This window comes from Sphingomonas sp. IC-56 (assembly GCF_021043375.1).
GTDB lineage: Bacteria > Pseudomonadota > Alphaproteobacteria > Sphingomonadales > Sphingomonadaceae > Sphingomonas.
The window spans coordinates 503,075-528,908 of record NZ_JAJNDV010000001.1; the positions used below are offsets into that span (position 1 = coordinate 503,075).

The following is a 25,834-nucleotide window of genomic DNA, read 5'->3' on the forward strand; positions in this document are numbered from 1 at the left end:
TTTGAGAAGTGTCACTCACAGCGCCGTGTCCAGCCAGCGGTCTGCGTCCGCGGCGAAGGCTTCGCGGACGGCGTCTTCGCCGATGCGGGCCAGCGCATCGGCGACGAAGGCGCGGGTGAGCAGTGCCTTGGCGCGGTTTTCGGGAACGCCGCGGCTTTGCAGGTAGAAGAGCGCACGCTTGTCGAGTTCGCCGACCGTAGCGCCATGGGCGCATTTCACGTCGTCGGCGAAGATCTCGAGCTCGGGCTTGAGGTTCACCGTGGCGGTGCGTTGCAGCAGGAGGCCGCGCAGCGATTGCTCGCCATCGGTCTGCTGGGCGCCGCGGGCGACTTCGACGCGGGCGGCGAGACTCGCCGTCGAGCGGTCGGCGGCGACAGCGCGCCATAGCTGGCGCGAGGAGCCTTCGGTCGCTTCGTGGCGGACGGCGACGGCGGCTTCCTGCTTCTGCGTTTCGCGGGTGAGCAGCGCGCCGCCCATTTCGGCGAACGCGCCCTTGCCGGTGAGCGTCAGGCCGCCATCGATGCGGCTGGCCATGCCGCCGGCGGCGAGGAACACCGAAACCAGGCTCGCGGCCTCGCCGATCTCGGCCTCGTCGCGGGTGGAGACGAAACCGGCCGACTGCACCAGGCGCACCGAGCGCATCAGGCGGGCGCCGCGGGCGAGCTTTATCTGGGTCAGGCGATTGGCCCAGCCGGTGCCGGCAAAGGTTTCCACCATCGAGGCGACGGCATCTTCGGCGAGGACGATCTGCGCGGGGACATGGCTTTCGCCGCCCGAGCCGAGATGGACGATTTGGATGCAGGTTGCGGCCTGTTGCGCGGCGAGGGTGAGGGTCCAGCCCTCCCCTGCTGCGAGTTGGCCAAGCGGGTGCGTGGTTTCCGGGGTCCAGCGGGTGATGCTGAGCGGGCCGGGCGTGCTGCGCGCCGGATCGAACACGCCGTCGACGAACAGGAGGCGCGGGCCTTCCAGGTCGAGGAACAGGTCCTGCGGATTGGTGCCCGTGGGTGCGCGCGGCGTTTCGGCAGCATTGCGCAGCGCGGCCATGTCGGCCCAGCGCCAGGCTTCCTGCTTGGGGGTGGGGAGTTGGAGGAGGCTGGTCATTAGATCCTCCCCAAGCTTGCTTGGGGAGGGGGACCGCCGGCCGCAGGCCGGTGGTGGAGGGGCCGCGACATCGTCGCGGTGGAGCCTCGCACCGAGTCCGCCGCTGCGCGGCGCCCCTCCACCACGCTGCGCGTGGTCCCCCTCCCCGAGCGGAGCTCAGGGAGGATCTGATTCAGCCTGCTCACGCCGCGATCGCTCCATAGCCTTCGCGTTCAAGCTCCAGCGCCAGTTCGGCGCCGCCTGAGCGCACGATGCGGCCATCGGCGAGGACATGGACGAAGTCGGGCTTCACGTAATCGAGCAGGCGCTGATAGTGCGTGATCAGGATCACCGCCTTGTCCGGCGCGCGCATGATGCGGTTGATGCCGTCGCCGACTGCTTTCAGCGCGTCGATATCGAGGCCGGAATCGGTCTCGTCGAGGATCGCGAGCTTGGGGCCGAGGATGCCCATCTGCACCATCTCGTTGCGCTTCTTCTCGCCGCCAGAAAAACCGACATTGACCGGGCGCTTGAGCATGTCCTGGTTCATGCCGAGCAGGTCGGCCTGGGCGCGGGCGAGTTTCAGGAACTCGGCGCCCGAAAGCGGGGCTTCGCCACGGACGCGGCGCTGGCTGTTGAGCGCCTCGCGCAGGAACTGGACGTTGGAGATGCCGGGGATTTCGACCGGATACTGGAAGCCGAGGAACAGGCCGGCGGCGGCGCGCTGGTCGGGTTCCATCTCCAGCAGGTCTTCGCCGTTCAGCGTCACGGTGCCGCCGGTCGGCTCGTAATTGCCGCGGCCGCCCAGCACATAGCCGAGCGTCGACTTGCCCGCGCCATTGGGGCCCATGATCGCGTGCACTTCGCCCGCGTTCACCTGGAGCGAGAGGCCCTTGAGGATTTCCTTGCCTTCCACTTCGGCGCGGAGGTTTTCGATATTCAGCATGGTTCTTCCAGGGTTCAGAGCGGCACGGTGAGCAGGCGGACGGAGGTCAGCACGCCGGGCGCGTTGTAGACGTCGACGCGGCCGCCATCCGGCAACTGCCAGATGATCTTGTATTGCTTGGGGGTGACGATCGCCTCGGCCACGTCGCGCTCGATGGCGTCGAGCGTGCGCTGCATGCCCTTCCACCAGCGGCCGCTCACCAGCCGGTCGCCGCGCTGGACGCGGCCTTGCGCGAAATCGCTTTCGACATAGGCGCGGCAATCGCGCACTGCGGTGTCGATCGCGGCCTGGCGTGCGCCCTCGTCGCGCGGTGCCACGCCGATGCGGCGGACGATGCAGCGGGCGTGGCGCGTGGCGATGCCGATCTGGGGCATCTTTTCGACTTCGACGCCGCCGCTGACGTTCACGGTCTGCACCATGGCGGCGAGGAGGATTCCAATACTCATCTAGCTTTCTCCGCTTAGCCGACCGAGCCTTCGAGGCTGATACCGAGCAGCTTCTGCGCCTCTACCGCGAATTCCATCGGCAGTTGCTGCAGCACTTCCTTGGCGAAGCCGTTCACGATCAGCGCGACCGCCGCTTCCTGATCGAGCCCGCGCTGACGGGCATAGAAGAGCTGGTCCTCGCTGATCTTCGACGTCGTCGCCTCGTGCTCGATCTGGGCGGAGGGATTCTTGACCTCGATATAAGGCACGGTGTGGGCACCGCACTGATCGCCGAGCAACAGGCTGTCGCACTGGGTGAAGTTCCGGACATTCTCCGCGCCGGGCTGGACCAGCACCTGGCCGCGATAGGTGTTGTCGCTGCGGCCGGCGCTGATCCCCTTCGACACGATGGTCGAGCGGGTGTTCTTGCCCAGATGCAGCATCTTGGTGCCGGTATCGGCTTGCTGGCGGCCGTTGGTGACGGCGACCGAGTAGAATTCGCCGACCGAGCCGTCGCCCTTGAGGATGCACGACGGGTATTTCCAGGTGATCGCGCTGCCGGTCTCGACCTGGGTCCAGCTGACCTTCGAATTCTTGCCCTCGCACAAAGCGCGCTTGGTCACGAAGTTGAAGATGCCGCCGACGCCGTTCTCGTCACCGGGATACCAGTTCTGGACGGTGGAATATTTGATCTCGGCATCGTCCATCGCGACCAGCTCGACCACGGCGGCGTGGAGCTGGTTCTCGTCGCGCATCGGGGCGGTGCAGCCTTCGAGGTAGCTGACATAGCTACCCTTGTCGGCGACGATCAGGGTGCGCTCGAACTGGCCGGTATTCTCCGCGTTGATGCGGAAATAGGTGCTCAGCTCCATGGGGCAGCGCACGCCTTCGGGGATGTAGACGAAGGTGCCGTCGGAAAAGACCGCGGCGTTGAGTGCGGAGAAGAAATTGTCGCGCACCGGCACGACCTTGCCTAGATACTTGCGCACCAGGTCGGGATATTCGCGCACCGCTTCGGAGATCGAGCGGAAGATGACGCCGGCGGCCTCCAGCTCCTTGCGGAAGGTGGTGGCGACCGAGACGCTGTCGAACACTGCGTCCACGGCGACCTTGCGCGCGCCCTCGACGCCGGCGAGGACCTTCTGCTCCTCGATCGGGATGCCGAGCTTTTCGTAGACGCGCAGGATCTCGGGATCGAGCTCGTCGAGCGAGCCGATCGTCTTCTTCGCCTTGGGCTCCGCGTAATAATACGCGTCCTGATAATCGATCTCAGGGATCGCGAGCTTGGCCCATTCGGGCAACTCCATCGCCTGCCAGGCGGCAAACGCCTTCAGCCGCCAGTCAAGCATCCAGGCGGGCTCGCCCTTCTTGGCGGAGATGTAGCGGACGGTGTCCTCGCTCAGCCCCTTGGGCGCGAACTCCTGTTCGACGTCCGAGGCGAAGCCCCATTCATACTTCTTGTTCGCGGCGGCGTGCGCCTCGGCATTCCTGGTGGCCATCAGGCTTCCCTACTCAGACTCGCGAGGCTTACCCCCGCCAACGCGCCCTTCACGGCGCCATTCACTGCGGCCCAGTGCGGGCGGACCCGGCACGAACCCTCAACCGCGCAGTCGTGGCGGCTCACGTCGACACAGGTGGTCAGCGCGATCGGCCCCTCGATCGCCTCGACAATGTCGGCGACCGAGATTGCCGCGGCGGGCCGGGCGAGGCGGAAGCCGCCGCCGGTGCCGCGGGCGCTCTCGATCAGCCCGGCTGCCGAGAGCTTGCTCACCAGCTTCTGCACGGTGGGCAGCGGCAGTCCGGTCTCCCCGGCCAGCGCCGTCGCGTTCAGCCGGCACGACGCGCCGCAATGGCGCGCAGCGGCGGCCATCATCACCACGGCATAGTCGGCAAGGCTTGAGAGACGCATCGATTCCTTCTGGCCCGGCGGTGCAACGGCATCATGGGCGTACAATCGGACGAACTTGATCCGATTGGCAGATGGGCTCAGTTGCGGCGGAGGTCAACCTCTTCGGGGAAAACTTCCGGCAGGAAGCGGAAGCCGGTATCGCCCAGCGTGACGGCCAGCACCGGATCGATGCCCGATCGCAGGCTGGTCGGCGTGTGGCCGGTGAAATGCTTCACTTCGTTGATCATGTGCGACTGATCAGCAAAGGGCCCGACCACGTCCATCATCGGCGCGCCCTGATAGATCTGCATCGCCGCGCGCACCGCCCGGAACTTGCGCTTCAGCTTGGCAGGCGAGTTGCCGAAATATTCCAGGCAAAGCCGCTGCACCTGGCGCTCGCCCAGACCGCTGGTCTCGCTGATGGCCGCGTAAAGCTCGTCGATGGTGGGATCCTCGCTCGCCGCCCACTCGCGCACCGCTTCAAGGAACGGGAAGTGCGGTTCGGGAACCGGCTTCACTTCCTCTTGCCGCATGATGAGCAAGGGCGCGAGCGCCGAGATCATCTGATCCAGCGTCGTCATGCCGCGCAATTGCTGGAGCAATGCCGCCGCTTTTTCGCAGAACAGCTTGGAGCCATCGATATTGTGGTCGGTGAACTTGTGCGCCGGCAGGCCGATCAGCGCCTTCCACCCCACCGCGCGCAACGTCACGCCAAAACAGGTGACCGGGCCGCGCAGCTTGTAATGGGCAGCGGCGGTGCCGGGGCCGCACACCATGATCGGCTTGCTGCGTTCGACATGGCCATCGGGATACGTGACCTCCCCCTCCCCTTCGAGCAGGAAGCGGATCTGACCCAGGTCGACACGCTCGGTTCGTTCGAACTCGTCGGCGTCGCAACGATACAGGAAATAGCTGTCGACGTGCGGCAGCAGCCGCCCGGTCGCCTTCTTCATTTCAATAGTCGCGCGGGCGACGGCCAGCGGGCCGATCGGCTCCGGACCTATCTTTCGACGAATGGCCGCCCGCATTTCCAGACCTGAGCTCCCGGCACGGATTTCTGTTTATTGCGCAGGGATATACCAGATCGCCAGCACAATAAAAGTAGCCCGGCCAGTTGCCTGGCCGGGCTAAGAGAAAGGGTTCCCCCCGTTGAAAAGGTGAACCCCTCGGGTCGCAAAAACCGATTAGCCCGACTCGTATTCGGCGTATTGGACGGAATCGACATCGCACACTTTGACGACGCGATTTCGCAATGCGAAGGGCCTGCGGCATGGCCTACCCTCTCCGATCCGCCCTGTTTGCCCTTGATGCCGAGCTTGCGCACCGCGCCACCATCCTTGCCCTGCGCGGCTGGGGCGCGGCGGGAACCCCGTTCCGGAACGCATCGGACATCGCCCTGCCGGTCGAGGTGGCGGGCATCACCTTTCCCAACCCGGTCGGCCTGGCCGCGGGACTGGACAAGAATGGCGAGGCGATTGCCGGGCTGTTCGGCCTGGGCTTTGGCGCAGTGGAAATCGGCACGCTGACCCCGCGCCCGCAGGCGGGTAATCCCAAGCCGCGGCTGTTCCGGCTGGCCGAGGATGAAGCCGTGATCAACCGCATGGGCTTCAACAATGACGGCTTGCAGGCGGCACTGGAGCGAGTCGCACGGCTGAAGCAGCGTGAGGGCGTGCTGGGCATCAATGTCGGGGCGAACAAGGATTCGCCCGACCGGGTGGCGGACTATGTCGCCGGGGTGCGCCGCGCCGCGCCGCTGGCCGATTACCTGACGATCAATGTCAGTTCGCCCAACACGCCCGGGCTGCGCGATCTTCAGTCGCGCCCCGCGCTGGACGAGTTGCTGGCGGCCGTGGACGAAGCGCGCATCCTGGCCGGCGGCGCGCGCCGCCCGGTGTTCCTCAAGATCGCGCCCGACCTGGACCAGGCAGGCGTGGAAGGCGCCATCCAGGCGGCGACAACCCACCATATCGACGCGCTGATCGTGTCCAACACCACCATTTCGCGCCCGCCGCTCCGCTCGCACCGTGGCGGCGAGGCCGGTGGATTGTCGGGCGCGCCGCTGCGCGAACTGGCGCGCGCCAAGCTGGGCGAAGCGCTGGCGATCGCGGGCGGCGCGCTGCCGGTGATTTCGGCCGGCGGGATCGACGGGGCAGACGAGGCGCGGCGACGGCTGGAGATGGGCGCGGTGCTGGTGCAGGTGTACAGCGCGCTGGTGTATCGCGGTCCTGGGCTGGCACGCGAGATAGTGCGCGGGCTTGCCGCACGCTGATCTAGCATCTTTGCCGCGCCCGCAAATCGGGTTAGGCCGTGACGCAATGAAGCAACTGGTCGCAGCGCTCGCCCTTTTCCTCCTGCCCGCCCCCGCGCTGGCGCAAGGCATGGTGAGCGCGGCCGATCCGCGCGCCGCAGCGGCGGGCGTCGAGATCCTGCGCGCCGGCGGCAGCGCGACCGACGCGGCGATCGCCACCATGCTGGCGCTCAACGTCGTGGAGCCACAAAGCTCGGGCATCGGCGGCGGCAGCTTCGTGGTGCAGTATGACGCGAAGTCAAAGCGGACCACGACCATCGATGGCCGCGAGACTGCGCCGATGGCAGCCGATCCGCGCTGGTTCTACGATGCCGAGGGCAAGCCGCTGAGCCGCCGCGACGCGGTGCCGGGTGGGCGCAGCGTCGGGGTGCCGGGAACGCTCCGCGCAATGGCGCTGGCGCACCGCAAATCGGGCAAGTTGCCCTGGGCGAGGCTGTTCGATCCGGCGATCCGGCTGGCGCGGGGCGGCTTCGAAGTCACGCCGCGGCTCAACAATTCGCTGACTCAGTTCGCCGGGCATGTCGATGCGGGGCTGCGCGCGATCTTCTTCACGGCTGGCGGCGCGCCGCTGGCGGTGGGCAGCACGGTGCGCAATCCGGAACAGGCGGCGTTGTTCGAGCGGGTGGCGAGGCTGGGGCCCGACAGCTTCTATGTCGGCGCGCAGGCGCAGAAGCTGGTCGCGACCGTGAACGGCGCGGCGCGCAATCCGTCGAAGATGACGCTCGGCGACCTGGCGGCCTATGATGCCAAGGAGCGCCCGCCGCTGTGCGGCAAGTACCGCGTGTACACCGTGTGTTCGATGGGGCCGCCTTCGTCGGGCGGGGTGACCGTGCTGATGATCCTCCAGCAGCTGGAGCGGTTCGACATGGGCAAGCTGGGCAAGAATTCGCCCACTGCCTGGCACCTGTTCGCCGAGTCGTCGCGCCTCGCCTATGCCGATCGCGACCAATATCTGGGCGATCCCGATTATGTGCAGGTGCCACTCAAGGGGCTGCTCGACCGGCGCTATATCGCCGGGCGTTCGGCGCTGATCGACGCGACCAAGACCATGGCGAGTGTGGAAGCGGGACAGCCGGCAGGCGCGCCGCCGCGGGTTCGGGTGGCGCCGAGCGAGGTGCCCGGCACCACCGACCTGGCGGTTGCGGACGCGGCCGGCAATGTGGTGCAGGTGACCACCACCGTGGAGGGGCCGTTCGGATCGGGGCTGTCGATGGACGGCGTGGTGCTCAACAACGAGCTGACCGATTTCGACATCGTGCCGGAGAAGCAGGGCTATCTGGTCGCCAACCGGCTGGAGCCGGGCAAGCGGCCGCGCAGCTCGATGGCGCCGACCATCGTCTATGGACCCGATGGCAAGGTGCGTGTGGCGGTAGGCGCGGCGGGCGGATCGACGATCATCGCCCAGGTGGCCAAGGCGCTGATCGGCGTGCTCGACTGGAAGCTGTCGGCGCAGGACGCGATTGGCCTGGGGCTGGTCTATGCGCCGGGGATGACCGCCACGGTCGAGAAGGGCACCGAACTGGAAGCGATGGTGCCGGCACTCCAGGCGCTGGGCGAGCGCGTGCAGGTCGCGCCGATGGGGCTGAAGGCCAATGCGATCGAGCGCGTGCGCGGACGCTGGGTCGGCGCCGCCGATCCGCGCAGCGAAGGCGTGGCGATGGACCAGCGCGGCGCGGTGACGGTGATCCGCCGCGTGGGGGCTCAGCCGAACCGGCCATCGGAATAAACGCGGCGCCGCCAAGAGCGCCCGACTAGGGGAGAGGAATGCGTACACTCGAGCGGTTCGACAATCTGGTGCAGATGTTCTTCACGCGGGCGCGCGAGAAGGGCGAGGCGCCGTTCCTGTGGCACAAGGCCGAGGGGGCGTGGCAGCCAACCAGCTGGGCGGAGGCGGCGCGCAAGGTCGCGAGCCTGGCCAATGCGTTCCAGGCGCTGGGGCTGAAACCGGGCGACCGGGTGATGCTGGTGGCGGAGAACCGGCCGGAATTCTGCATCACCGACCTGGCGATCATGGCCGCGGGATGTGTGACGGTGCCGACCTACACCACCAACACCGAACGCGACCATCTGCACATCATCGAGAATTCGGGTGCGTGCGCGATCGTGGTGGCGAACGCGAAGCTGGCCAAGACGCTGTTGCCTGCCGCGATCCGGTCCTCCTCGGCGCGGATGATCATCGGGATCGAGGATCTGCGCATCGGGCAGCATGGCGCGCTGGCATTTCATGACTGGGAGCAGCTGATCGCGACGCATGCCGCCGAGCCCGAGGCGGTGGCGGCGCGCGCGACCTTTGGCCGGTCGGACCTGGCGTGCATCATCTATACCAGCGGCACCGGCGGATCCCCGCGCGGGGTGATGCAGCACCACGGCGCGATCCTGCACAACGTCAATGGCTGCTGCACCGTGATTTCCGAGGATTTCGGGTGGGAGGACGAGGTGTTCCTGTCGTTCCTCCCCCTCTCCCACGCATACGAGCATAGCGGCGGGCAGTTCTTCCCGATCGGGCTGGGCGGGCAGATCTATTATTCCGAAGGGCTGGAAAAGCTCGCGTCGAACATCGAGGAGGTGCGGCCGACGATCATGGTGGTGGTGCCGCGCCTGTTCGAAGTGCTGCGCACCCGCATCACCAAGCAGGTCGAGAAGCAGGGCAAGTTCGCCAACTACCTGCTCGGCAAGGCGTTGGAGCTGGGCGCGAAAAAGGCCGCGGGCAACGGCTCGGTGCTCGACAAGCCGATGCAGCTGCTGATCAACACGACGCTGAAGCCCAAGATTTCCAAGCGCTTTGGCGGTCGGATCAAGGCGATGGTTTCGGGCGGTGCGCCGCTCAATCCGGAAGTCGGCATCTTTTTCGACTCGCTGGGGCTCACGCTGTTGCAGGGCTATGGCCAGACCGAGGCTGCGCCGGTGATCTCGTGCAACCGGCCGCAAGCCGGGCTGAAGCACGACACTGTCGGCCCACCGCTGGCGAACACCGAAGTGCGCATCGCCGAGGATGGCGAGATCCTGGTGCGCGGCGAGCTGGTCATGCACGGCTATTGGCGCAACGAGGAGGAGACGGCGCGCGTCCTGAAGGACGGGTGGCTCCACACCGGCGATATCGGCGTGATCGACGACAAGGGCCGGATCAAGATCACCGACCGCAAGAAGGACATCATCGTCAACGACAAGGGCGACAATGTCGCGCCGCAAAAGGTCGAAGGCATGCTGACGCTGCAGAACGAGATCCTGCAGGCGATGATCGCGGGCGACAAGAAGCCGTACATGACCGCGGTGCTGGTGCCAGATCCTGAGTGGACGCAGGAATGGTGCGCGAAGAACGGCACGCGGTGCAGCTTCAAGGACCTGTCGCGCGACGCCGAGTACAAGGCTGCGGTCGGCAAAGCCGTGGAGCGTGTGAACCGTGAGCTGTCGGTGACCGAGCGGGTCCGAAAATTCATCATCGCCGACGCGCCGTTCACCATCGAGAACGAGCAGCTGACGCCGAGCTTGAAGATCCGCCGGCATATCTTGAAGCGGGTATATGGCGAGCGGTTGGACGCGTTGTATTGAAGACAGTCTAGCCCCTCCCTGCAAGGGAGGGGATCAAGGGGTGGGTGTGGAAAAGGCCGGGGTCGATCCCCCGGCCTTTTCCTTTGCCGCGAGGACGGGTGCTCGCTTGCGCTCGCCACCCACCCCCAACCCCTCCCTGGAAGGGAGGGGGTAGAAAGGCTTACTTCTCCGCCTTTTCCGGCACGACCACCATGGTCCAATCGGCGTCGGGGCGCAGATATTTGACGGCCAGCGCCTGGATGTCTGCCGGGTTGACCTTGGAATAATCCTGCGCCAGCGTTTCGACGCCGCGCACGATCGCCGGGTCATAGCTCCCACCCGCCACCAGCCGCATCCAGAACATGTTGCCGCTCGATGCGCGCAGGATCTGCTGCTTGAGCGGCGCGACCGCCCGTTCCAGTTCGTCGGCGTCAATCGGCTTGGCGACCAGATCGGCGGCGATGTCGCGGGAGAGCTTGAAGAAGAACTCGGTCTTGTCGGGCGGCACCATGCCGAGAGCGATCAGCTTGCCCCCATTCGCCATGCCGAGCGGCCACTGGCTGGCGACGTTGGGCGAATAGCTCACGCCCGCCTGGCTGCGCAGTTGGTCGATCAGCCGGTCGCGGAAAATCGCGGCGAGCAGGTCGAGCCGGCGGCTCTCGGTGATGCCGGCAGTGCCGCCGCCAGTGGGCCAGGCGATCGCCGCCGCGGCCTGGTCACTCTTGCCGGTATGCGTGCGCACCACCGGCGTGGCGACATGCGCGGGGAACTTGACCGGGGTGGCGGGCGCGGCAACGGCAGGGCGCGGCTTCAATGCGCCGAAGGTGGCGGCCACGGCCTTCAAGGTCGCCTCAGCATCCATGTCGCCGAATACTTCCACTTCGATCGGACCGGTCGCCAGCAGCGGCTCCCAGAACTGACGGAAGGATGCCGGCGTCGTCGCCTCGATCACTTCGCGGCTCGGCAGGCCGAAGCGCTGGTCGCCCGAACGGCTGAGCCGCTCCAGATCGCGCCCCAGCACGCCGTCGGGCGAAGCCGACAGCCCGGCATAGCCCGACAGCATCGCCGCCTTGGCGCGCAGCACCGGATTGGGATCCCAGGTCGGATGCGCGAGCTTGGTCGCGAACAGGCGCAGCTGGTCGGCGAGATCGGCCTTGTTGGTCTGGCCGATGAAGCTGAACGAATCGTCGGAGACGTCGAAGCCGAGACCGATCTGGCGGTTACCAGTGAGCGCGTCGAGCTCTTCCTGCCCCAGCTTGCCAATGCCGCTGGCCATCAGCGCGGTCTCCCCGGCCCAGAGCGGCGTGGGCCGATCGCCGGGCACGGCGTTCAGACCGCGGCCGAAGCGCACATTGACGTACACCTTGCCGGTTTCGCTCGGGTCCTGCCGCATGAGCAGGCGGACGCCGTTGGAGAGCACCACCTTGGTGATGTCGGTCCCCTGGAGCAGCGGTTCGCGGCTGACCACGGTTGCGGGCGCACCGAGCTTGGGCAGCTGGTCGATGCTGACATTGCCGATCGCCTTGCGCTTGCCCACGCCGGTGACGTTGGCCTGGAGCGCGGCAGTCACCTTGGTCACGGCCTGCGGATCGGGGGTGCGGGTGTTGACAAGCGCGCGCACTGCCGTGCCCTCGAACACGCGCTTGGACGCGGCCTGCACCGTGGCGGGGGTGAACATCTTCGCGGCGATCGCCTGCTTGAGGATGTCGTAGCTCGCCTGCGGCGTCGTCACGGTTTCGTTGATGTCGACAGCCTCGACCAGATCGTCGGCGAGCTTGGCGCCCGCCTCCACTGGCGCGGTGTTGATCCGCTGCTGCATCGACGCGCTGATCTCGGCGAGTTCGCGGTCGATCTCGGCCTGAGTGGGTGGCGAGGCGGCGGCGTCGGCGATCATGCCGCGCACTTCGCGCAGCGACCCTTCCCAGTCGTCCCCCGAAGGCAGGACCTGCACCGTGGTGATGTTGGCCGAACGGGCGATGTCGCTCAGGTCCGCGCCGGCGGCGATGAACGGGCCACCAGAGCGCGCACGCGATTCGAGCCGCCGGTTGATGATGCGGATCGCGACCAGATCGACCATGCGCTTTTGGTTGAAGATCACTGTGTCGGAGAACACGGTCCAGGGCCGCACGATTGCCATCATCGCCACCGGCTGAAGCGCCGGTTCGACCAGGCTGGCGGCGATGGCATGATCCTTGTCGGGCTTGCCGAAGTCGGGGTTAGCGGGCGCGGGGCCGACGCCCTTCCACGCAGTGAAATGCTTGACCACCATGGCTTCGAGCAGGGCGGGATCAACGTCGCCCGAAATGATCACGGTCGCACGCTCGGGACGGTACCAGCGTTGGTGGAACGCCTGCACGCTTTCGGGCGTGGCGGCGGTCAGCGTCTCGGGCGTACCGATCGGCTCACGGTCGGCAAGCGGCTGTCCGGCGAACATCAGTTCCAGCATCTGGTCCTGCATCCGCTTCTGCGGTCCGGGCTGCTCGCGGCCCTCGGCCATCACCACCGGGCGCTCGGCATTGAGCGACGCCGCGTTGATGATCGGGCCGGACATCATGCCGGCCAGGATCTTCATGCTTTCGTCCAGCCCGGTCGGCGTCGCCATGGGCAAGTCGAGCTTGTAGACCGTCTGGGTAAAGGTCGTGCTGGCGTTGCTGTCCGACCCGAAGGTGACGCCCAGGCGCTGCCAGATCCGCTTCGACTCGCCATCGGGCACGTGCACCGATCCGCGGAAGGAAAGGTGCTCGAGCAAGTGGGCAAAGCCGCGCTCGCTGTCCTTTTCCATCAGCGAGCCCGCGTCGATCCGGACGCGCACCGCCACCTGGCCCGGCGGCACGCCATTCTTGCGCACGGCATAGCGCAGGCCGTTGGACAGCCGGCCGAACTTCCACTGTTCGTCATGAACAAGGTCGCTGCCCTTGTAGAGCCACGGATCATCGGCGGTCTGGACCTGGCGGGGCGCGGTCTGCGCCTGGATCGGCGCGACCGGAACCAGGGAAACAACAGCGAAAGAGGCGAGAAGCGCGGTGCGCAAGGAACGAAGCATGCGGCCTCATCTAATGGGGAGGGCACGCCCATGCCAGTATCAAGCTGTCGCGGAGGTGTACGGATCGGGCGAGCCGCCGGGCTGTACTGAGTGAAACCAAGTGTTTCTGCGTCCCGGCTTGATCGTTCGCGCGCGCGGGACCACATGGGAACCATGTTGATCGAGACCGAACCGACCCCCAATCCCGCGACGCTGAAGTTCATGCCGGGCCGCACCGTCATGGAAGCCGGCACCCGCGACTTCGCCACTCCCGAGGAGGCGGAGGCTTCGCCGCTTGCCGATGCGCTGTTCGGGCTGGGCGATGTGACCGGCGTATTCTTTGGGCGCGACTTCATCTCGGTCACCGCCGCGCCGGGCGTCGACTGGGTCGGGCTGAAGCCCGACGTGCTCGGTATCCTGCTCGACCATTTCTCCGCCAACATGCCGCTGTTCCGCCAGGGCAGCGCCGCGGGCTTCAGCGTGCCGAGCGAAGCGGCGGACTTTGGCGGCGACAATCCCGAAGACGCGGACATCGTCGCGCAGATCCGTGAGCTGATCGACACGCGCGTCCGCCCGGCGGTCGCCAATGACGGCGGCGATATTGTCTATCGCGGGTTCGACGCGGGCAAGGTCTATCTTCAGATGCAGGGCGCCTGCTCGGGCTGTCCCTCTTCCACCGCGACGCTCAAGAACGGGATCGAGCAGCTGCTCAAGCACTATGTTCCCGAAGTGACCGAAGTCCGCGCGGTCTAAGCAGCTAGAACAAGAGGGATAGACAGCATGGGCCGACCCCTGGACGATGCGGGGCTGGATACGATCTTTCGTACCGCGCGCAGCTATAACGGCTATACCGACGCGCCGGTGACGCAGGACGATATCCGCGCCATCTATGACCTGGCCAAGATGGCGCCGACATCGGTCAACCAGCAGTCGGCGCGGTTCGTGTGGTGCACCACCGCGGAATCCAAGGAAAGGCTGGCCGCGCTGGCGACCGGCAGCAATCCCGACAAGATCCGCAAGGCGCCCGCCACCGTCATCATCGGCATGGACCTGGGCTTTCACGAGCATCTCGACTGGCTGTTCCCGCACGCGCCGGGCGCACGCGACTGGTTTCCCGAGGAAAGCCGCCGCGATCATGCGCTGCGCAACTCCTCGCTACAGGGCGCTTTCCTGATCGCCGCCGCCCGCGCGCTGGGCTTCGACACCGGGCCGATGTCGGGTTTCGACAATGCAGGCGTTGACGCGGCGTTCTTCAGCGACCAGCCGGGGGTGCAATCCAACTTCATCTGCACCCTGGGACATGGCGATCCAACCTCCATCCACGAGCGGCTCCCCCGCCCTCCATTCGAAAAGTTCAACCGCGTCGTTTGAGGGCGTGACCACCACGCTTGTCATCGAAACGGCCACGGCCGCCTGTTCGATCGCGCTGATCCAGGGCAGTGCCGTGGTGGCACGCGCGCATGACGTGGTGGGTCGCGGCCATGCCGAGCGGCTGGTGCCGATGATCGCCGAGCTCCCAGGACAGGGCCGCGCCGACCGCATCCTGGTCGATGTCGGGCCGGGCAGCTTTACCGGCGTTCGCGTCGGGCTGGCTGCCGCGCGCGGGCTGGCGATCGGCTGGGGCGTGCCGGTGTTCGGCTTTTCCTCGCTGGCGCTGATCGCCGCGGCACGCTTCCACGCCGATCCCGATCTCGCTACGCTGGCCGTCACGCTGGAAGGCGGACATGGCGAGGTGTTCATGCAAGGCTTCACGTCCTCGCCCTTTGGCGAAGAAGGGCCGCTGGCGTCGCTCACGCCGCCGGACGCGCGCGCGATGCTGGGCACGCGCCGCGCCTTTGGCAGCGGCGTGCAGCGGCTGGCGGCACTGGACCCGGGGCTGGATCTGCACGATGCGCTGCCCGACGCGGCCGACGCGGTGCTGTTGCCCGCGGGTTTCGCCGCCCTGCCGCCGCGGCCGATCTATGGCCGCGCGCCCGACGCAAAGACCCTGGCCGAGCGCGGGCTGGCATGAGCGGAGTGCATCTGGTCGAGCTGCGCGAAGGCGGCACGCAGGATCTCGCGTCGGTGAACACGATCATGCAGGACGCGTTCGATCCGCAGTTCGGCGAAGCCTGGACCAAGGCGCAGTGCCTGGGGATGCTGTCGCTTCCGGGCGTGTGGCTGGTGATCGCCAGTTTGGACGGGGAAGATGCGGGCTTCGCGCTGGCGCGGGAAGTCGCGGGCGACGCCGAACTGCTGCTGCTCGCCACCCGGCGCACGGCCCAGCGGCGCGGCATCGGCGCGGCGCTGGTGCGCGCAGTAATCGCCGAAGCACAGGGCCGCGGCGCCGAACAACTTCACCTGGAGGTGCGCGCCGGCAACGATGCGGTTCGGCTATACCGCAGCGCCGGCTTCGACAAAGTCGGCGAGCGCAAAGACTATTACAAAGGCAAGGATGGCGAATTGTTTGGCGCCCAGACCTTTTCCCGCAATTTGCGATGAAAATTCGCATAACAAAGGGTTAACCGGGTTGCACCCCATCCAAAATGGTTCGATAGAACGAGAAGAGGGACAGTAATAGTCACCCGATCGGGTCGAAAGGAATATCATGGACGCTTCGTCGGAAATTCAGGAAACGCTCATCTCGCTGACTGCGGATATCGTCGCCGCACATGTGAGCAACAACAGCGTGGCCGTATCCGATCTTCCGCAGCTTATTCAGAACGTTCACACCGCGCTGACCGGTCTCGGCAGCGCGCCTGCTGAGCCTGAAGTGAAGCAGGAACCGGCCGTTTCGGTCCGTTCGTCGGTGAAGCCGGATTACATCGTTTGCCTGGAAGACGGCAAGAAGCTGAAGATGCTCAAGCGCCACCTGATGACGCATTATCAGATGACCCCCGAACAGTACCGCACCAAGTGGAACCTGCCGGCGGATTATCCGATGGTCGCCCCGAACTATGCCGAGCAGCGCCGTACCCTGGCGAAGAAGATCGGCCTGGGCACCAAGCGTCGCAAGACGCGCTAAGCCGCTTCGCTTTTAGCGATTTCGAACGCCGGTGCGGGCCTTGGGGCTCGCACCGGCGTTTTGCATGTTGAGCCCTTTTACCTTGCGCCCATTGCGGCTACATCGGCCCCATGCCCCGCAAGATCGACCTTGAAGCCCTTTGCCAGGAAAAAGGCCTGCGCATCACCGAACAGCGCAAGGTGATCGCGCGCGTCCTGTCGGACGCCGAAGATCACCCCGACGTGGAAAAGGTGTATGAGCGCGCTTCGGCGATCGATCCGGGCATTTCCATCGCGACGGTGTACCGCACGGTGCGGCTGTTCGAGGAAGCCGGCATTTTGGACCGCCATGATTTCGGCGACGGCCGCGCGCGCTACGAGCCGGCTCCGGAAGCGCACCACGATCACCTGATCGATGTCGAAAGCGGCCGCGTGATCGAATTCGTCGATCCCGAGCTCGAACTGCTCCAGAAGCAGATCGCGGAGCGGCTGGGGTTCCGCCTGGTCGACCATCGCATGGAGCTGTATGGAGTCGCCCTCGATCGCAAGGGCTGATCCACGGCGAGCGCAGGCGGCCGAGGGTCTCACCATCAGGCTGACCCCGCGCGAGCAGATGCGCCTGGGGTGGCGCGTATTCCTGTTGCTGCTGGCGGTGCTCAGCCATGTGCCGCTGCACGGGGCCTGGCGGCTGTTCCGCCTCCCCTCCCCCTGGCCGCAGCGCTTCCTGGGACTGGTCGCACGGATTGCGGGCGCGCGGGTTACCACCATCGGCACGCCGCGGCGGCACGATGCGTTCCACTTGTCCAATCACGTGAGCTGGATCGACATCCTCGCGCTTGGCGGCGCCAGCGGCACGGCGTTCGTCGCGAAGTCGGAGATCGGCGAGGCGCCGGTGGTCGGCTGGCTCGCCGGGCTGAACCGCACGGTATACATCAAGCGCGAGAACCGCATGGGTGTGGCCGGGCAGATCGATCAGGTCCGGCAGGCGCTGGGCGAGCACTGCGCGATCACGATCTTCCCCGAAGGAACCACGACCGACGGCAAGTCGCTGTTGCCGTTCAAGACGCCGATGCTGCGCGTGCTGGAGCCGCCGCCACCCGGCATTCTGGTCCAGCCGGTGCTGCTGGATTATGGTGCGGCAAGCGAGGAGATTGGCTGGGTGGGCGAGGAAAGCGGGCTGAACAATGCGCGGCGCATCTTGGCGCGCAAGGGCAGCTTTCCGCTACGCGTACATTTCCTCGAGCCCTTCGACCCCGCCGACTTTCCGGGGCGCAAGGCGATGGCGGCCGAAGCGCGGCAGCGGATCGAGGCGGCGCTGACGCAGGCACTGGGCCATCCGCCCCGCCCCTTTGCCTACGCCCAGAGCTGACAAAGCGGGGCCTCTCCCCCTCCCGGGTCAGACTATGTATAGGGCCGCCATGAAACCGACTCCCAAGACCTTTCACGTTAAGTCGTTCGGCTGTCAGATGAATGTGTATGACGGCGAGCGTATGGGCGAGCTGATGGCGGCGCAGGGCATGACCGCGACCGACGATGCCAATGCCGCCGATCTGGTGGTGCTCAACACCTGCCACATCCGCGAAAAGGCGACCGAGAAGGTCTATTCGGACATCGGCCGGCTGCGCAAACATGGCCGCACCCCGATGATCGCGGTCGCCGGCTGCGTCGCGCAGGCCGAGGGCGAGGAGATCGTCCGCCGCGCCAAGGTGGACGTGGTGGTCGGCCCGCAGGCCTATCACAACCTGCCCGATCTGGTGCGCGACGCCGCTGCGGGCACCGCGACGCTCGACACCGACATGCCGGCGCTGAGCAAATTCGGCGCGCTGCCGGCCCGGCGCAAGGTGAGCCCGGGCGCGTTCCTGACCGTGCAGGAAGGGTGCGACAAGTTCTGCACCTATTGCGTGGTGCCCTATACCCGCGGGGCGGAGATCAGCCGGCCGTTCGACGCGATCGTCGACGAAGCCAGGGCGCTGGTCGACGCCGGCGCCCGCGAGATCACGTTGCTGGGGCAGAACGTCAACGCGTGGGACGACGAGGCCGGCACCGGGCTGCACGGGCTGATCCGCGCGCTCGACCGGATCGAAGGGCTGCACCGCATTCGCTACACCACCAGCCACCCCAACGACATGCGCGAGGGGCTCATCCGCGCCCATGCCGAAGTGGAGAAGCTGATGCCGTTCCTCCATCTGCCGGTGCAGGCCGGGAGCGACCGCATCCTCAAGGCGATGAACCGGTCGCACACGCGCGACAGCTATCTGCGCCTGCTCGAGCGCGTCCGCGCCGCGCGTCCGGACATTGCGCTGTCTGGCGACTTCATCGTCGGCTTCCCCGGCGAGACAGAGGAAGACTTCGCCGATACGCTGAGCCTGGTCGACGCGGTCGGCTATGCGCAGTGCTTCAGCTTCAAGTACAGCCCGCGCGCCGGCACCCCCGCCGCCGACATGGCTGACCAGATCGCGCCGGAGGTGATGGACGAACGCCTCCAGCGCCTTCAGGCCGCGCTCAACCGCGACCAGGCGGCGTTCAACGCAGCGACGCTGGGCAGAACCTGCACGGTGCTGATCGAGCGCAAGGGCAAGCTGCCGGGGCAGATGCTGGGCAAGTCGCCTTGGCTCCAGTCGGTGCACCTGACCACCAACGCACAGATCGGTGACCTGATCGACGTCGAGATCGTCCGCGCCGATCCCAACTCGCTGGCCGGCATGGAGCGCGTGAAGGCCGCCGCCTGAGAAAATCGCCACCTTCCATCTGAGGGCCGCCTGCCGGGTTGAGCGGGCGCTCTGCATTAGCAGTTGCTAAAATATTAGAAGTTGCTACATAAGCAAAATCTAATGGAGTGGTGGCGATGCTGAAGCGGGCGATGGACCTGGCAACCTTCGAGGCAAAAGCCGGGCAGGTCGCCGACACGCTGAAGGCCATCGGCAACGCGCGTCGGCTAATGCTGTTGTGCAAGCTGGTCGAGCATGGCGAGGTTACCGTCGGCGATCTCGCGCGTGACGTCGGCTTGTCACAATCGGCCTGCTCGCAGCACCTCGCCAAGATGCGCGACGAGGGCCTCGTGACCTTCCGGCGTGAGAGCCAGACGCTTTGGTACGCCCTCGCGGACGCACGCGTCGAAACGCTGCTCGCCACCCTCTACCAGCTCTACTGCAAGGATTGACCCCATGACGCTTGCGACCCTTTCCCCCGCAGACACCCGGGCCGCGATCGATGCCGGCGCGCGCCTGATCGACATCCGCGGAGCCGACGAACATGCGCGCGAGCGCATTCCAGGCGCGATGAGCGTCCCGCTCGACCGGATAGCCGGTTTGCCCCGCGACGGTCGCCCGGTCGTGTTCCACTGCAAGTCGGGGATGCGAACTGCCGCCAATGCGGCGCAACTCAGCGCGGCGGCGGGCAGTGCGCCAGCCTATATCCTCGAGGGCGGCATCGATGGCTGGCGGCAGGCAGGACAGCCCATCCTCGCTGATCGTTCTCAGCCATTGGAACTCATGCGGCAGGTGCAGATTACCGCTGGTGCGCTGGTCCTGAGTGGTGTTCTGCTCGGCCTGTTCGCCGCCCCTGGGTTTTTCGGGCTGTCGGCGTTCGTCGGTGCCGGGCTGATGTTCGCGGGGATGACGGGGTGGTGCGGCATGGCAAACCTGCTGCGCATCATGCCGTGGAACCGCCACGCCGCGACCTGAGGCAATCCTGGACGCCGCCACCATCCTCGCTGCGCTCGTGGGACGTTTCTTTAACGGCAACACATTGGGGGGCTCGGACACAAGCAAGCTCAGCGATCGCGAAAACAAAAACCACGCCCTCGCCCCTGACACGCGGCCGATCGTTCCTATCTACGCCGGAGCGCCTTTCGGTGCGCACCCAATCAAGTTCAGGGAAGCCTCATGCCCACCCCAGCCAAAGCCTATGCCGTGCACGATGCGGAAGCGTCCTTCGCTCCGTTCGATTTCCAGCGCCGTGACCCCGGCCCGCGCGACGTCGCGATCGACATCCTGTTCTGCGGCGTCTGCCACTCCGACCTGCACACCGCGCGCGGCGAATGGGGCGGCACGCTCTATCCGTGCGTTCCCGGTCACGAGATCGTCGGCCGCGTCAGCGCCGTCGGCAGCGACGTGACCGACCTTGCCGTCGGCGACATCGCCGGGGTCGGCTGCATGGTCGACAGCTGCCAGGATTGCCCGTCCTGCAACGCAGGCGAAGAGCAATATTGCGAGAAGACCGGCTTCGTCGGCACCTATAACGGCCCGGACAAGCATCTGGGCGGCCATACCTTTGGCGGCTATTCCGACCATATCGTCGTCGATCGCGACTTCGTGCTAAAGGTCGGGCACGACGAGAAGGATCTCGCCGCGGTCGCGCCGCTGCTCTGCGCGGGCATCACCACCTATTCGCCGCTCAAGCACTGGAAGGTCGGACCGGGCCAGAAGGTCGGCGTAGTCGGCCTTGGCGGTCTGGGTCATATGGGCCTGAAGATCGCCGCGGCGATGGGCGCCGAGGTTTATGTCTTCTCGACTTCGCCGAACAAGCGCGACGACGCCAAGCGTCTGGGCGCAACCGACCTGATCGTGTCCAAGGATGCCGACGCAATGGCGGCACATGCCGGCAGCTTCGACTTCATCCTGAACACGGTCGCAGCGTCGCACGACCTCGATCCGTTCCTGTCGCTGCTCAAGCGTGACGGCACCATGACCCTGGTCGGCGTGCCTGAGGAACCGCATCCGGCGCTGAACGTCGGCACTCTGGTGTTCGGGCGGCGCTCGCTGGCCGGCTCGCTGATCGGCGGCATCGCCGAGACGCAGGAGATGCTGGACTTCTGCCGCGACCACAACATCGTGTCGGACGTCGAGATGATCGACATCCAGGACATCGACACGGCCTATGCGCGGATGGTGAAGAGCGACGTGAAGTATCGCTTCGTCATCGACATGGCCTCGCTGAAGCAGGGCTGATCCAGTCGCATGGCAGGGGGAAGATCGATGCATCTTCCCCCTGTCCTTGTTCGACTTGCTCTGCCATCCTCCTGCGCGATCATGCGCAACGGAACTTCCGCTCCTGTTCCCGGTTACGGCCTTGATGGCCGCGCAGCCCCTTTCCCCATGAAGTTGCGAGACCCATTTGAGGACCGCAACTTCCTCAACGTCACCGATTTTTCCCTTTATCTCCAAGGAGCCGCATGAGCCGCAAGCCAGTCCCCGCCCAATCGGGTGAACGCTCCCGGGTCGAGGTGACGTTCGACAAGCCGCAGCTCCTGCCCCAGCTGTTCGGGGAATATGATTCGAACATCCTCGCGCTCGAGGAACGGCTGGGCGTGTATATCCACGCCCGCGGCCAGCGCGTGGTGATCGAGGGGTCGGCGGAAGCCGTGGCGCATGCCCGCGAAGTGCTGACCGAGCTCCAGACCCGCGTGATCCGTGGCGAGGCGATCGATACCGGGCTGATCGAGGCGGTGATCGCCATGTCCGACGAGCCGACCTTTGCCGGCATCATGCGCGCCGATCCCAAAGGCAGCGGCCCCCCGCCCGCGATCATGATCCGCACCCGAAAGAAGACGATCGTGCCGCGCTCGGTTGCCCAGACGCACTATATGCGTGACCTGATCTCGAACGACCTGATCTTCGCGCTCGGGCCCGCGGGCACCGGCAAAACCTATCTCGCGGTCGCACAGGCTGTGGCGCAGCTCATCACCGGCAACGTCCAGCGGCTGATCCTGTCGCGCCCCGCAGTCGAGGCTGGCGAGCGGCTGGGCTTCCTGCCCGGCGACATGAAGGAGAAGGTCGACCCCTATCTCCGCCCGATCTACGACGCGCTCTATGACTGCCTGCCCGCCGAACAGGTCGAGCGGCGCATTGCCTCGGGCGAGATCGAGATCGCGCCGATCGCCTTCATGCGCGGCCGGACGCTGGCCGACGCTTTCGTGATCCTGGACGAGGCGCAGAACACCACGCCGGCGCAGATGAAGATGTTCCTCACCCGCTTCGGCCAGAACAGCCGCATGGTGGTGTGCGGCGATCCGAACCAGACCGACCTTCCTGGCGGTCCCAATGCTTCGGGCCTGAACGACGCCGTCCGCCGGCTTGAGGGCCTCGAAGGCATTGCCATCAGCCGCTTCAATGCCGGCGACGTGGTTCGTCACCCGCTGGTCGGGCGCATCGTCTATGCCTATGAAGGCCCGGATGCTTGACGTTGCCGCTCTTCCCGAAGCCCCGTGGCCCGATGCCGACTGGGACGCCCTAGCCAATCGCGCGGCCGAGGCGGCGATCCGGGAGACGCCCTATGCGGAGTGGCTAGGCTGGCCGACCGCGATCGAAGTCGCGGTGCGGCTGACCAGCGACGAGGAGGTGCGCATCCTCAACCGCGACTATCGGCAAAAGGACAAGCCGACCAACGTCCTGTCCTTTCCGATGATCCAGCCCGACCTGCTCGATGCCGTCACGCAGAACAGCGATGATGGCGAAGTCATTTTGGGCGACATCATTCTGGCGCATGACGTCTGCGTAGCCGAGGCGGCCGAGCGCGGCATCTCGACGCAGGACCATGCCACCCACCTGATTGTCCATGGCGTGCTCCATCTGCTAGGCTACGACCATATGGACGATGCCGAGGCCGAGGCGATGGAGGAGATGGAGCGCTCCGCGCTTTCCAAGCTTGGCCTGCACGACCCCTATACCGTTCGCGAGGATTGACCACGAACATGCCCGAGGGCCCCAGTACCGGCACCACTTCCGGTCACACTACCAACACCACCCAGGATTCCAGCGAAGGCGGCGGCATATGGCGCGGCATTCGCACCTTGTTGTTCGGTGACGAACAGGAAGAAACGCTGCGCGACCGCCTGGAAGAGGCGATCGACGAAGCCGATGAAGAGGGCAGCAAGACGCCGGTAGGCGACCTTGCACCGATCGAGCGGCAGATGCTGCGCAATCTGCTGCATTTCGGCGAATGCGACGCCGGCGACATGGGCGTACCGCGCGCCGACATCATCGCTGTCGAGGAAAGCACCAGCTTTGCCGGGCTGGTCGCGCTGTTTGCCGAGGCTGGGCACAGTCGGCTGCCGGTCTATCGCGACGAGCTCGATACCATCATCGGCATGGTCCATATCAAGGACGTGTTCGCGATCCTGGCCAATGGTGCACCCCATCCGGACAGCATCGCCGAACTGATCCGCCAGCCGCTCTATGTGCCGCAATCGATGGGTGCGATCGACCTGCTTGCGCAGATGCAGCTGAGCCGCACGCACCTCGCCGTGGTGCTCGACGAATATTCGGGCACCGAGGGGCTGATTACCATCGAGGATCTGATCGAAGAGATCGTCGGCGAGATCGAGGACGAGCATGACGATGCCCCCACCGCGCTGATCGTGCCGATCGACGGCGGCGGCTGGGAAGCCGATGCGCGGGCCGAGCTGGAAGACATTGCCGAGATGATCGACCCGCGCCTGGCCGAAGTCGAGGAGGATGTCGATACGATCGGCGGTCTGGCCTTCGTGCTGGCCGGGCAGGTGCCCAAGCCCGGAGATTGCCTGGAGCATTCCAGCGGCTGGAAGCTGGAAGTGATCGACGCCGACGGCCGCAAGGTGAACCGCCTGCGCCTGCACCCGCCGGTGCAGCGTATCGAGGACGAAGAATGAAGAAGTGGATGAAGCGCCTCCTGATCCTGCTGGTGGCGGTACTGGTCGTTGGCGGCGGCGTGTTGTTCTACCTGTCGCGCCCCGACAAGGCACAACTCAGCGAGCAGGCCGTCACCGGCCGCGTGCCGCAGCTGAGCACCACCCGCACCCAGACGCTGCCGACCGTCGGCATAGCCAAGCCGGTCGGCTGGAACGGCAGCAAGCCGACCGCGGCCGCGGGGCTTCAGGTCGTCGCCTTTGCCGACAAGCTCGACCATCCACGCTGGCTCTACCGCCTGCCGAACGGCGATGTGCTGGTGGCGGAGACCAATTCGCCGCCACGTGAAGGCGGCGGGATCACCGGCTTCTTCATGCGCGTGTTCATGGGCCGTGCAGGCGCCGGCGTGCCTTCGGCCAACCGCATCACCCTGCTGCGCGACATCAATGGCGACGGCGTTGCCGATCGGCGTTCCGTGCTGCTGACCGGGCTCAACTCGCCCTACGGCATGGCGCTAGCGGGCAACTGGCTTTACGTCGCCAACACCGATGCGCTGGTGCGCTTCCCCTTCGCTCCCGGCCAGACCAGGATCACCGCCAAGGCAGAGAAGGTCGTAGACTTGCCCGGAGGCGGCAATCACTGGGCGCGCAACGTGGTCGCCGCACCTGACGGCAAGTCGCTCTATGTCAGCATCGGCTCTGCTTCGAACATCGCCGAGAATGGGCTGGAGGCCGAAGGCGCCGCCTATACGGCGCAAGGCCCCGCCGAAATGGCGCGCGCCAGCAGCAAGGCCGGCCGCGCGATGATCGTCCAGGTGTTCCCCGATACCAAGAAACTGCGCCTGTTCGCCTGGGGCCTGCGCAACGTCAACGGCATGGGCTTCGAGCCGCACACCGGCGCGCTGTGGGCCGTGGTGAACGAGCGCGACATGCTCGGATCGGACATGCCGCCCGATTACCTGACCCAGGTCGATTTCGGCGGTTTCTATGGCTGGCCCTGGAATTTCTGGGGCGGCTATGAAGACAAGCGCGTCGAGCCGGGACGGCCCGATCTGCGCGAATATACCAAGCGCCCGGACTTCGCGCTCGGCGCGCACACTGCGCCGCTCGGCATGAGCTTCGCCAGCGACGCCAAGCTTGGCGGAAGCTGGGGCAATGGCGCGTTTGTCGGCCTGCACGGCTCGTGGAACCGCACGCCGCCTTCGGGCTACAAGGTTGTGTATGTGCCGTTCGCCGACAACGGCTTCCCGGTGCGTGATGCCAAGCCGGTCGACGTGCTCACCGGCTTCATCAACCCCGATGGCAAGACGGTGAAGGGCCGCCCCGTCGGCGTCATCACCGACGCCACCGGCGCGCTGCTGGTCGCAGACGATGTCGGCAACATGATCTGGCGGGTCAGCGCGGCGCAGTAGCGGCGCCGGATCCTGGGCGCGACGCACCCGCCTTGTCGTCCAGGTCCCCTGCGCCCAGGCTTTGGATCGCAAAATGGAGAGGAGGCGAACCATGGCTGACGAACCCACAAAGGGACCCGCTTCCTACTTCCCGTCGATCGAGCAGAAATATGGCAAGCCCATTGCCGAGTGGCAGGCGCTGATCCGCACGCATCTTCCGGCCAAGCATGTGGAGTTGGTCGCCATGCTGAAGAACGATCACCAGATGGGGCATGGCCATGCCAATGCGTTGGTGGCCCACACCCTGGCGGCAGAACAGGACTGAGCGTACCGCCCGCGCCGGCAGCGGCGGGTTACTTCAGGAGCTTGGGCGCTTCGCGCGCGAGCTTCTCGCGGATCTTGCCCGCGAACAGCGCGAGCATCGGCGGCAGGTCGACCACGGCGTGGACCTTGTCCTCGAATACCTCCAGCCGACTGGCGACCTTCTGGCCCATGGCGCTCACGGTGAAGTGCATCGTGTCGCCTTCCCAGCGCTGATCGACAGTGCCGCCGCCGGGGAACATGTCGGCCAGCTTGCCGATGCCGCCGCCGATGCGGGTCTTGGCGGCGTCGCGGCCCAGCTTGTGGGGAATGTCGAGCGTAATCGGATCAGCCACGGAGT

Annotated in this window: 27 protein-coding genes; 19 read left to right on the forward strand and 8 right to left on the reverse strand. The window is 66.2% G+C overall.

Annotation, left to right across the window (positions count from 1 at the left end):
- Positions 1–15 precede the first annotated feature (15 nt).
- The 6 genes from LQ953_RS02535 to LQ953_RS02560 form a co-directional block, all read right to left on the reverse strand.
- Positions 16–1,101, reverse strand: coding sequence for a SufB/SufD family protein (locus LQ953_RS02535; protein WP_231028928.1), 1,086 nt, complete (start codon positions 1,099–1,101; stop codon positions 16–18).
- 181 nt (positions 1,102–1,282) lie between these two features.
- Positions 1,283–2,026, reverse strand: coding sequence for a Fe-S cluster assembly ATPase SufC (sufC, locus tag LQ953_RS02540; protein ID WP_231028929.1), 744 nt, complete (start codon positions 2,024–2,026; stop codon positions 1,283–1,285).
- Positions 2,027–2,040: 14 nt separating this feature from the next.
- Entirely contained in the window at positions 2,041–2,472 is a 432-nt protein-coding gene (locus LQ953_RS02545; protein WP_231028930.1) for a hypothetical protein, read from the reverse strand.
- A gap of 14 nt (positions 2,473–2,486) precedes the next feature.
- Positions 2,487–3,950 (reverse strand): Fe-S cluster assembly protein SufB, encoded by a 1,464-nt coding sequence (gene sufB / locus LQ953_RS02550; protein WP_231028933.1) that lies wholly within the window; start codon positions 3,948–3,950, stop codon positions 2,487–2,489.
- Entirely contained in the window at positions 3,950–4,360 is a 411-nt protein-coding gene (locus LQ953_RS02555; RefSeq protein ID WP_231028935.1) for an SUF system Fe-S cluster assembly regulator, read from the reverse strand. The genes sufB and LQ953_RS02555 overlap by 1 nt, the downstream gene beginning before the upstream one ends.
- A gap of 77 nt (positions 4,361–4,437) precedes the next feature.
- On the reverse strand, positions 4,438–5,292 hold the full coding sequence (locus LQ953_RS02560; RefSeq protein ID WP_231028937.1) for a helix-turn-helix domain-containing protein: 855 nt from the start codon (positions 5,290–5,292) through the stop codon (positions 4,438–4,440).
- A 317-nt stretch (positions 5,293–5,609) separates the two neighbouring features.
- On the opposite strand from LQ953_RS02560, the gene LQ953_RS02565 reads away from it, so the two are divergent.
- Genes LQ953_RS02565 through LQ953_RS02575 form a run of 3 tightly spaced genes read left to right on the forward strand, consistent with a single transcriptional unit; the run spans position 5,610 to position 10,196 of the window.
- Entirely contained in the window at positions 5,610–6,608 is a 999-nt protein-coding gene (locus LQ953_RS02565) for a quinone-dependent dihydroorotate dehydrogenase (protein WP_231028939.1), read from the forward strand.
- Between the two features lie 46 nt (positions 6,609–6,654).
- Positions 6,655–8,373 carry a gamma-glutamyltransferase gene (ggt, locus tag LQ953_RS02570; protein WP_231028948.1) on the forward strand — a complete coding sequence of 573 codons (1,719 nt, stop codon included), beginning with the start codon at positions 6,655–6,657 and terminating at the stop codon, positions 8,371–8,373.
- A gap of 38 nt (positions 8,374–8,411) precedes the next feature.
- Positions 8,412–10,196 carry an AMP-dependent synthetase/ligase gene (locus LQ953_RS02575; RefSeq protein WP_231028949.1) on the forward strand — a complete coding sequence of 595 codons (1,785 nt, stop codon included), beginning with the start codon at positions 8,412–8,414 and terminating at the stop codon, positions 10,194–10,196.
- Between the two features lie 160 nt (positions 10,197–10,356).
- Here LQ953_RS02575 and LQ953_RS02580 read toward each other — a convergent pair whose 3' ends face one another.
- Complete coding sequence (locus tag LQ953_RS02580) at positions 10,357–13,218, reverse strand: M16 family metallopeptidase (RefSeq protein WP_231028951.1); 2,862 nt, start codon at positions 13,216–13,218, stop codon at positions 10,357–10,359.
- 153 nt (positions 13,219–13,371) lie between these two features.
- Here LQ953_RS02580 and LQ953_RS02585 point away from each other — a divergent pair, with 153 nt between their 5' ends.
- From LQ953_RS02585 to LQ953_RS02660, 16 genes are all read left to right on the forward strand, one after another.
- A complete protein-coding gene (locus LQ953_RS02585) occupies positions 13,372–13,950 on the forward strand; it encodes a NifU family protein (RefSeq protein ID WP_231029235.1) in 579 nt (192 codons plus the stop codon).
- Between the two features lie 27 nt (positions 13,951–13,977).
- Entirely contained in the window at positions 13,978–14,568 is a 591-nt protein-coding gene (locus LQ953_RS02590) for a malonic semialdehyde reductase (RefSeq protein ID WP_231028952.1), read from the forward strand.
- Positions 14,569–14,572: 4 nt separating this feature from the next.
- Complete coding sequence (tsaB, locus tag LQ953_RS02595) at positions 14,573–15,208, forward strand: tRNA (adenosine(37)-N6)-threonylcarbamoyltransferase complex dimerization subunit type 1 TsaB (RefSeq protein WP_231028953.1); 636 nt, start codon at positions 14,573–14,575, stop codon at positions 15,206–15,208.
- Positions 15,205–15,678, forward strand: a complete 474-nt coding sequence (locus LQ953_RS02600; RefSeq protein WP_231028955.1) for a GNAT family N-acetyltransferase — start codon at positions 15,205–15,207, stop codon at positions 15,676–15,678. The genes tsaB and LQ953_RS02600 overlap by 4 nt, the downstream gene beginning before the upstream one ends.
- A gap of 106 nt (positions 15,679–15,784) precedes the next feature.
- Positions 15,785–16,201: a MucR family transcriptional regulator gene (locus LQ953_RS02605; protein ID WP_231028958.1), complete on the forward strand. Its 417-nt coding sequence runs from the start codon at positions 15,785–15,787 to the stop codon at positions 16,199–16,201.
- Between the two features lie 110 nt (positions 16,202–16,311).
- Positions 16,312–16,734, forward strand: coding sequence for a Fur family transcriptional regulator (locus LQ953_RS02610; protein WP_231028961.1), 423 nt, complete (start codon positions 16,312–16,314; stop codon positions 16,732–16,734).
- A complete protein-coding gene (locus LQ953_RS02615) occupies positions 16,706–17,548 on the forward strand; it encodes a lysophospholipid acyltransferase family protein (protein ID WP_231028968.1) in 843 nt (280 codons plus the stop codon). The genes LQ953_RS02610 and LQ953_RS02615 overlap by 29 nt, the downstream gene beginning before the upstream one ends.
- Before the next feature lie 34 nt (positions 17,549–17,582).
- Positions 17,583–18,908, forward strand: coding sequence for a tRNA (N6-isopentenyl adenosine(37)-C2)-methylthiotransferase MiaB (gene miaB / locus LQ953_RS02620; RefSeq protein ID WP_443026530.1), 1,326 nt, complete (start codon positions 17,583–17,585; stop codon positions 18,906–18,908).
- A gap of 116 nt (positions 18,909–19,024) precedes the next feature.
- Complete coding sequence (locus LQ953_RS02625; RefSeq protein ID WP_231028984.1) at positions 19,025–19,339, forward strand: ArsR/SmtB family transcription factor; 315 nt, start codon at positions 19,025–19,027, stop codon at positions 19,337–19,339.
- A gap of 4 nt (positions 19,340–19,343) precedes the next feature.
- Complete coding sequence (locus LQ953_RS02630; RefSeq protein WP_231028985.1) at positions 19,344–19,862, forward strand: rhodanese family protein; 519 nt, start codon at positions 19,344–19,346, stop codon at positions 19,860–19,862.
- A gap of 201 nt (positions 19,863–20,063) precedes the next feature.
- Positions 20,064–21,128, forward strand: a complete 1,065-nt coding sequence (locus LQ953_RS02635) for an NAD(P)-dependent alcohol dehydrogenase (RefSeq protein ID WP_231028986.1) — start codon at positions 20,064–20,066, stop codon at positions 21,126–21,128.
- A 224-nt stretch (positions 21,129–21,352) separates the two neighbouring features.
- Positions 21,353–22,360, forward strand: a complete 1,008-nt coding sequence (locus LQ953_RS02640; protein ID WP_231028999.1) for a PhoH family protein — start codon at positions 21,353–21,355, stop codon at positions 22,358–22,360.
- Positions 22,353–22,862: an rRNA maturation RNase YbeY gene (gene ybeY, locus LQ953_RS02645; RefSeq protein ID WP_231029001.1), complete on the forward strand. Its 510-nt coding sequence runs from the start codon at positions 22,353–22,355 to the stop codon at positions 22,860–22,862. The genes LQ953_RS02640 and ybeY overlap by 8 nt, the downstream gene beginning before the upstream one ends.
- A gap of 8 nt (positions 22,863–22,870) precedes the next feature.
- Positions 22,871–23,806 carry a hemolysin family protein gene (locus LQ953_RS02650; RefSeq protein WP_231029003.1) on the forward strand — a complete coding sequence of 312 codons (936 nt, stop codon included), beginning with the start codon at positions 22,871–22,873 and terminating at the stop codon, positions 23,804–23,806.
- Between the two features lie 8 nt (positions 23,807–23,814).
- Entirely contained in the window at positions 23,815–25,194 is a 1,380-nt protein-coding gene (locus tag LQ953_RS02655) for a PQQ-dependent sugar dehydrogenase (protein WP_231029004.1), read from the forward strand.
- A 91-nt stretch (positions 25,195–25,285) separates the two neighbouring features.
- A complete protein-coding gene (locus LQ953_RS02660) occupies positions 25,286–25,498 on the forward strand; it encodes a DUF4287 domain-containing protein (protein ID WP_231029007.1) in 213 nt (70 codons plus the stop codon).
- A gap of 28 nt (positions 25,499–25,526) precedes the next feature.
- Here the strand turns inward: LQ953_RS02660 and LQ953_RS02665 are convergent, their stop codons facing one another.
- Positions 25,527–25,829, reverse strand: coding sequence for a polyhydroxyalkanoic acid system family protein (locus LQ953_RS02665; protein ID WP_231029009.1), 303 nt, complete (start codon positions 25,827–25,829; stop codon positions 25,527–25,529).
- Between the last annotated feature and the right edge of the window lie 5 nt (positions 25,830–25,834).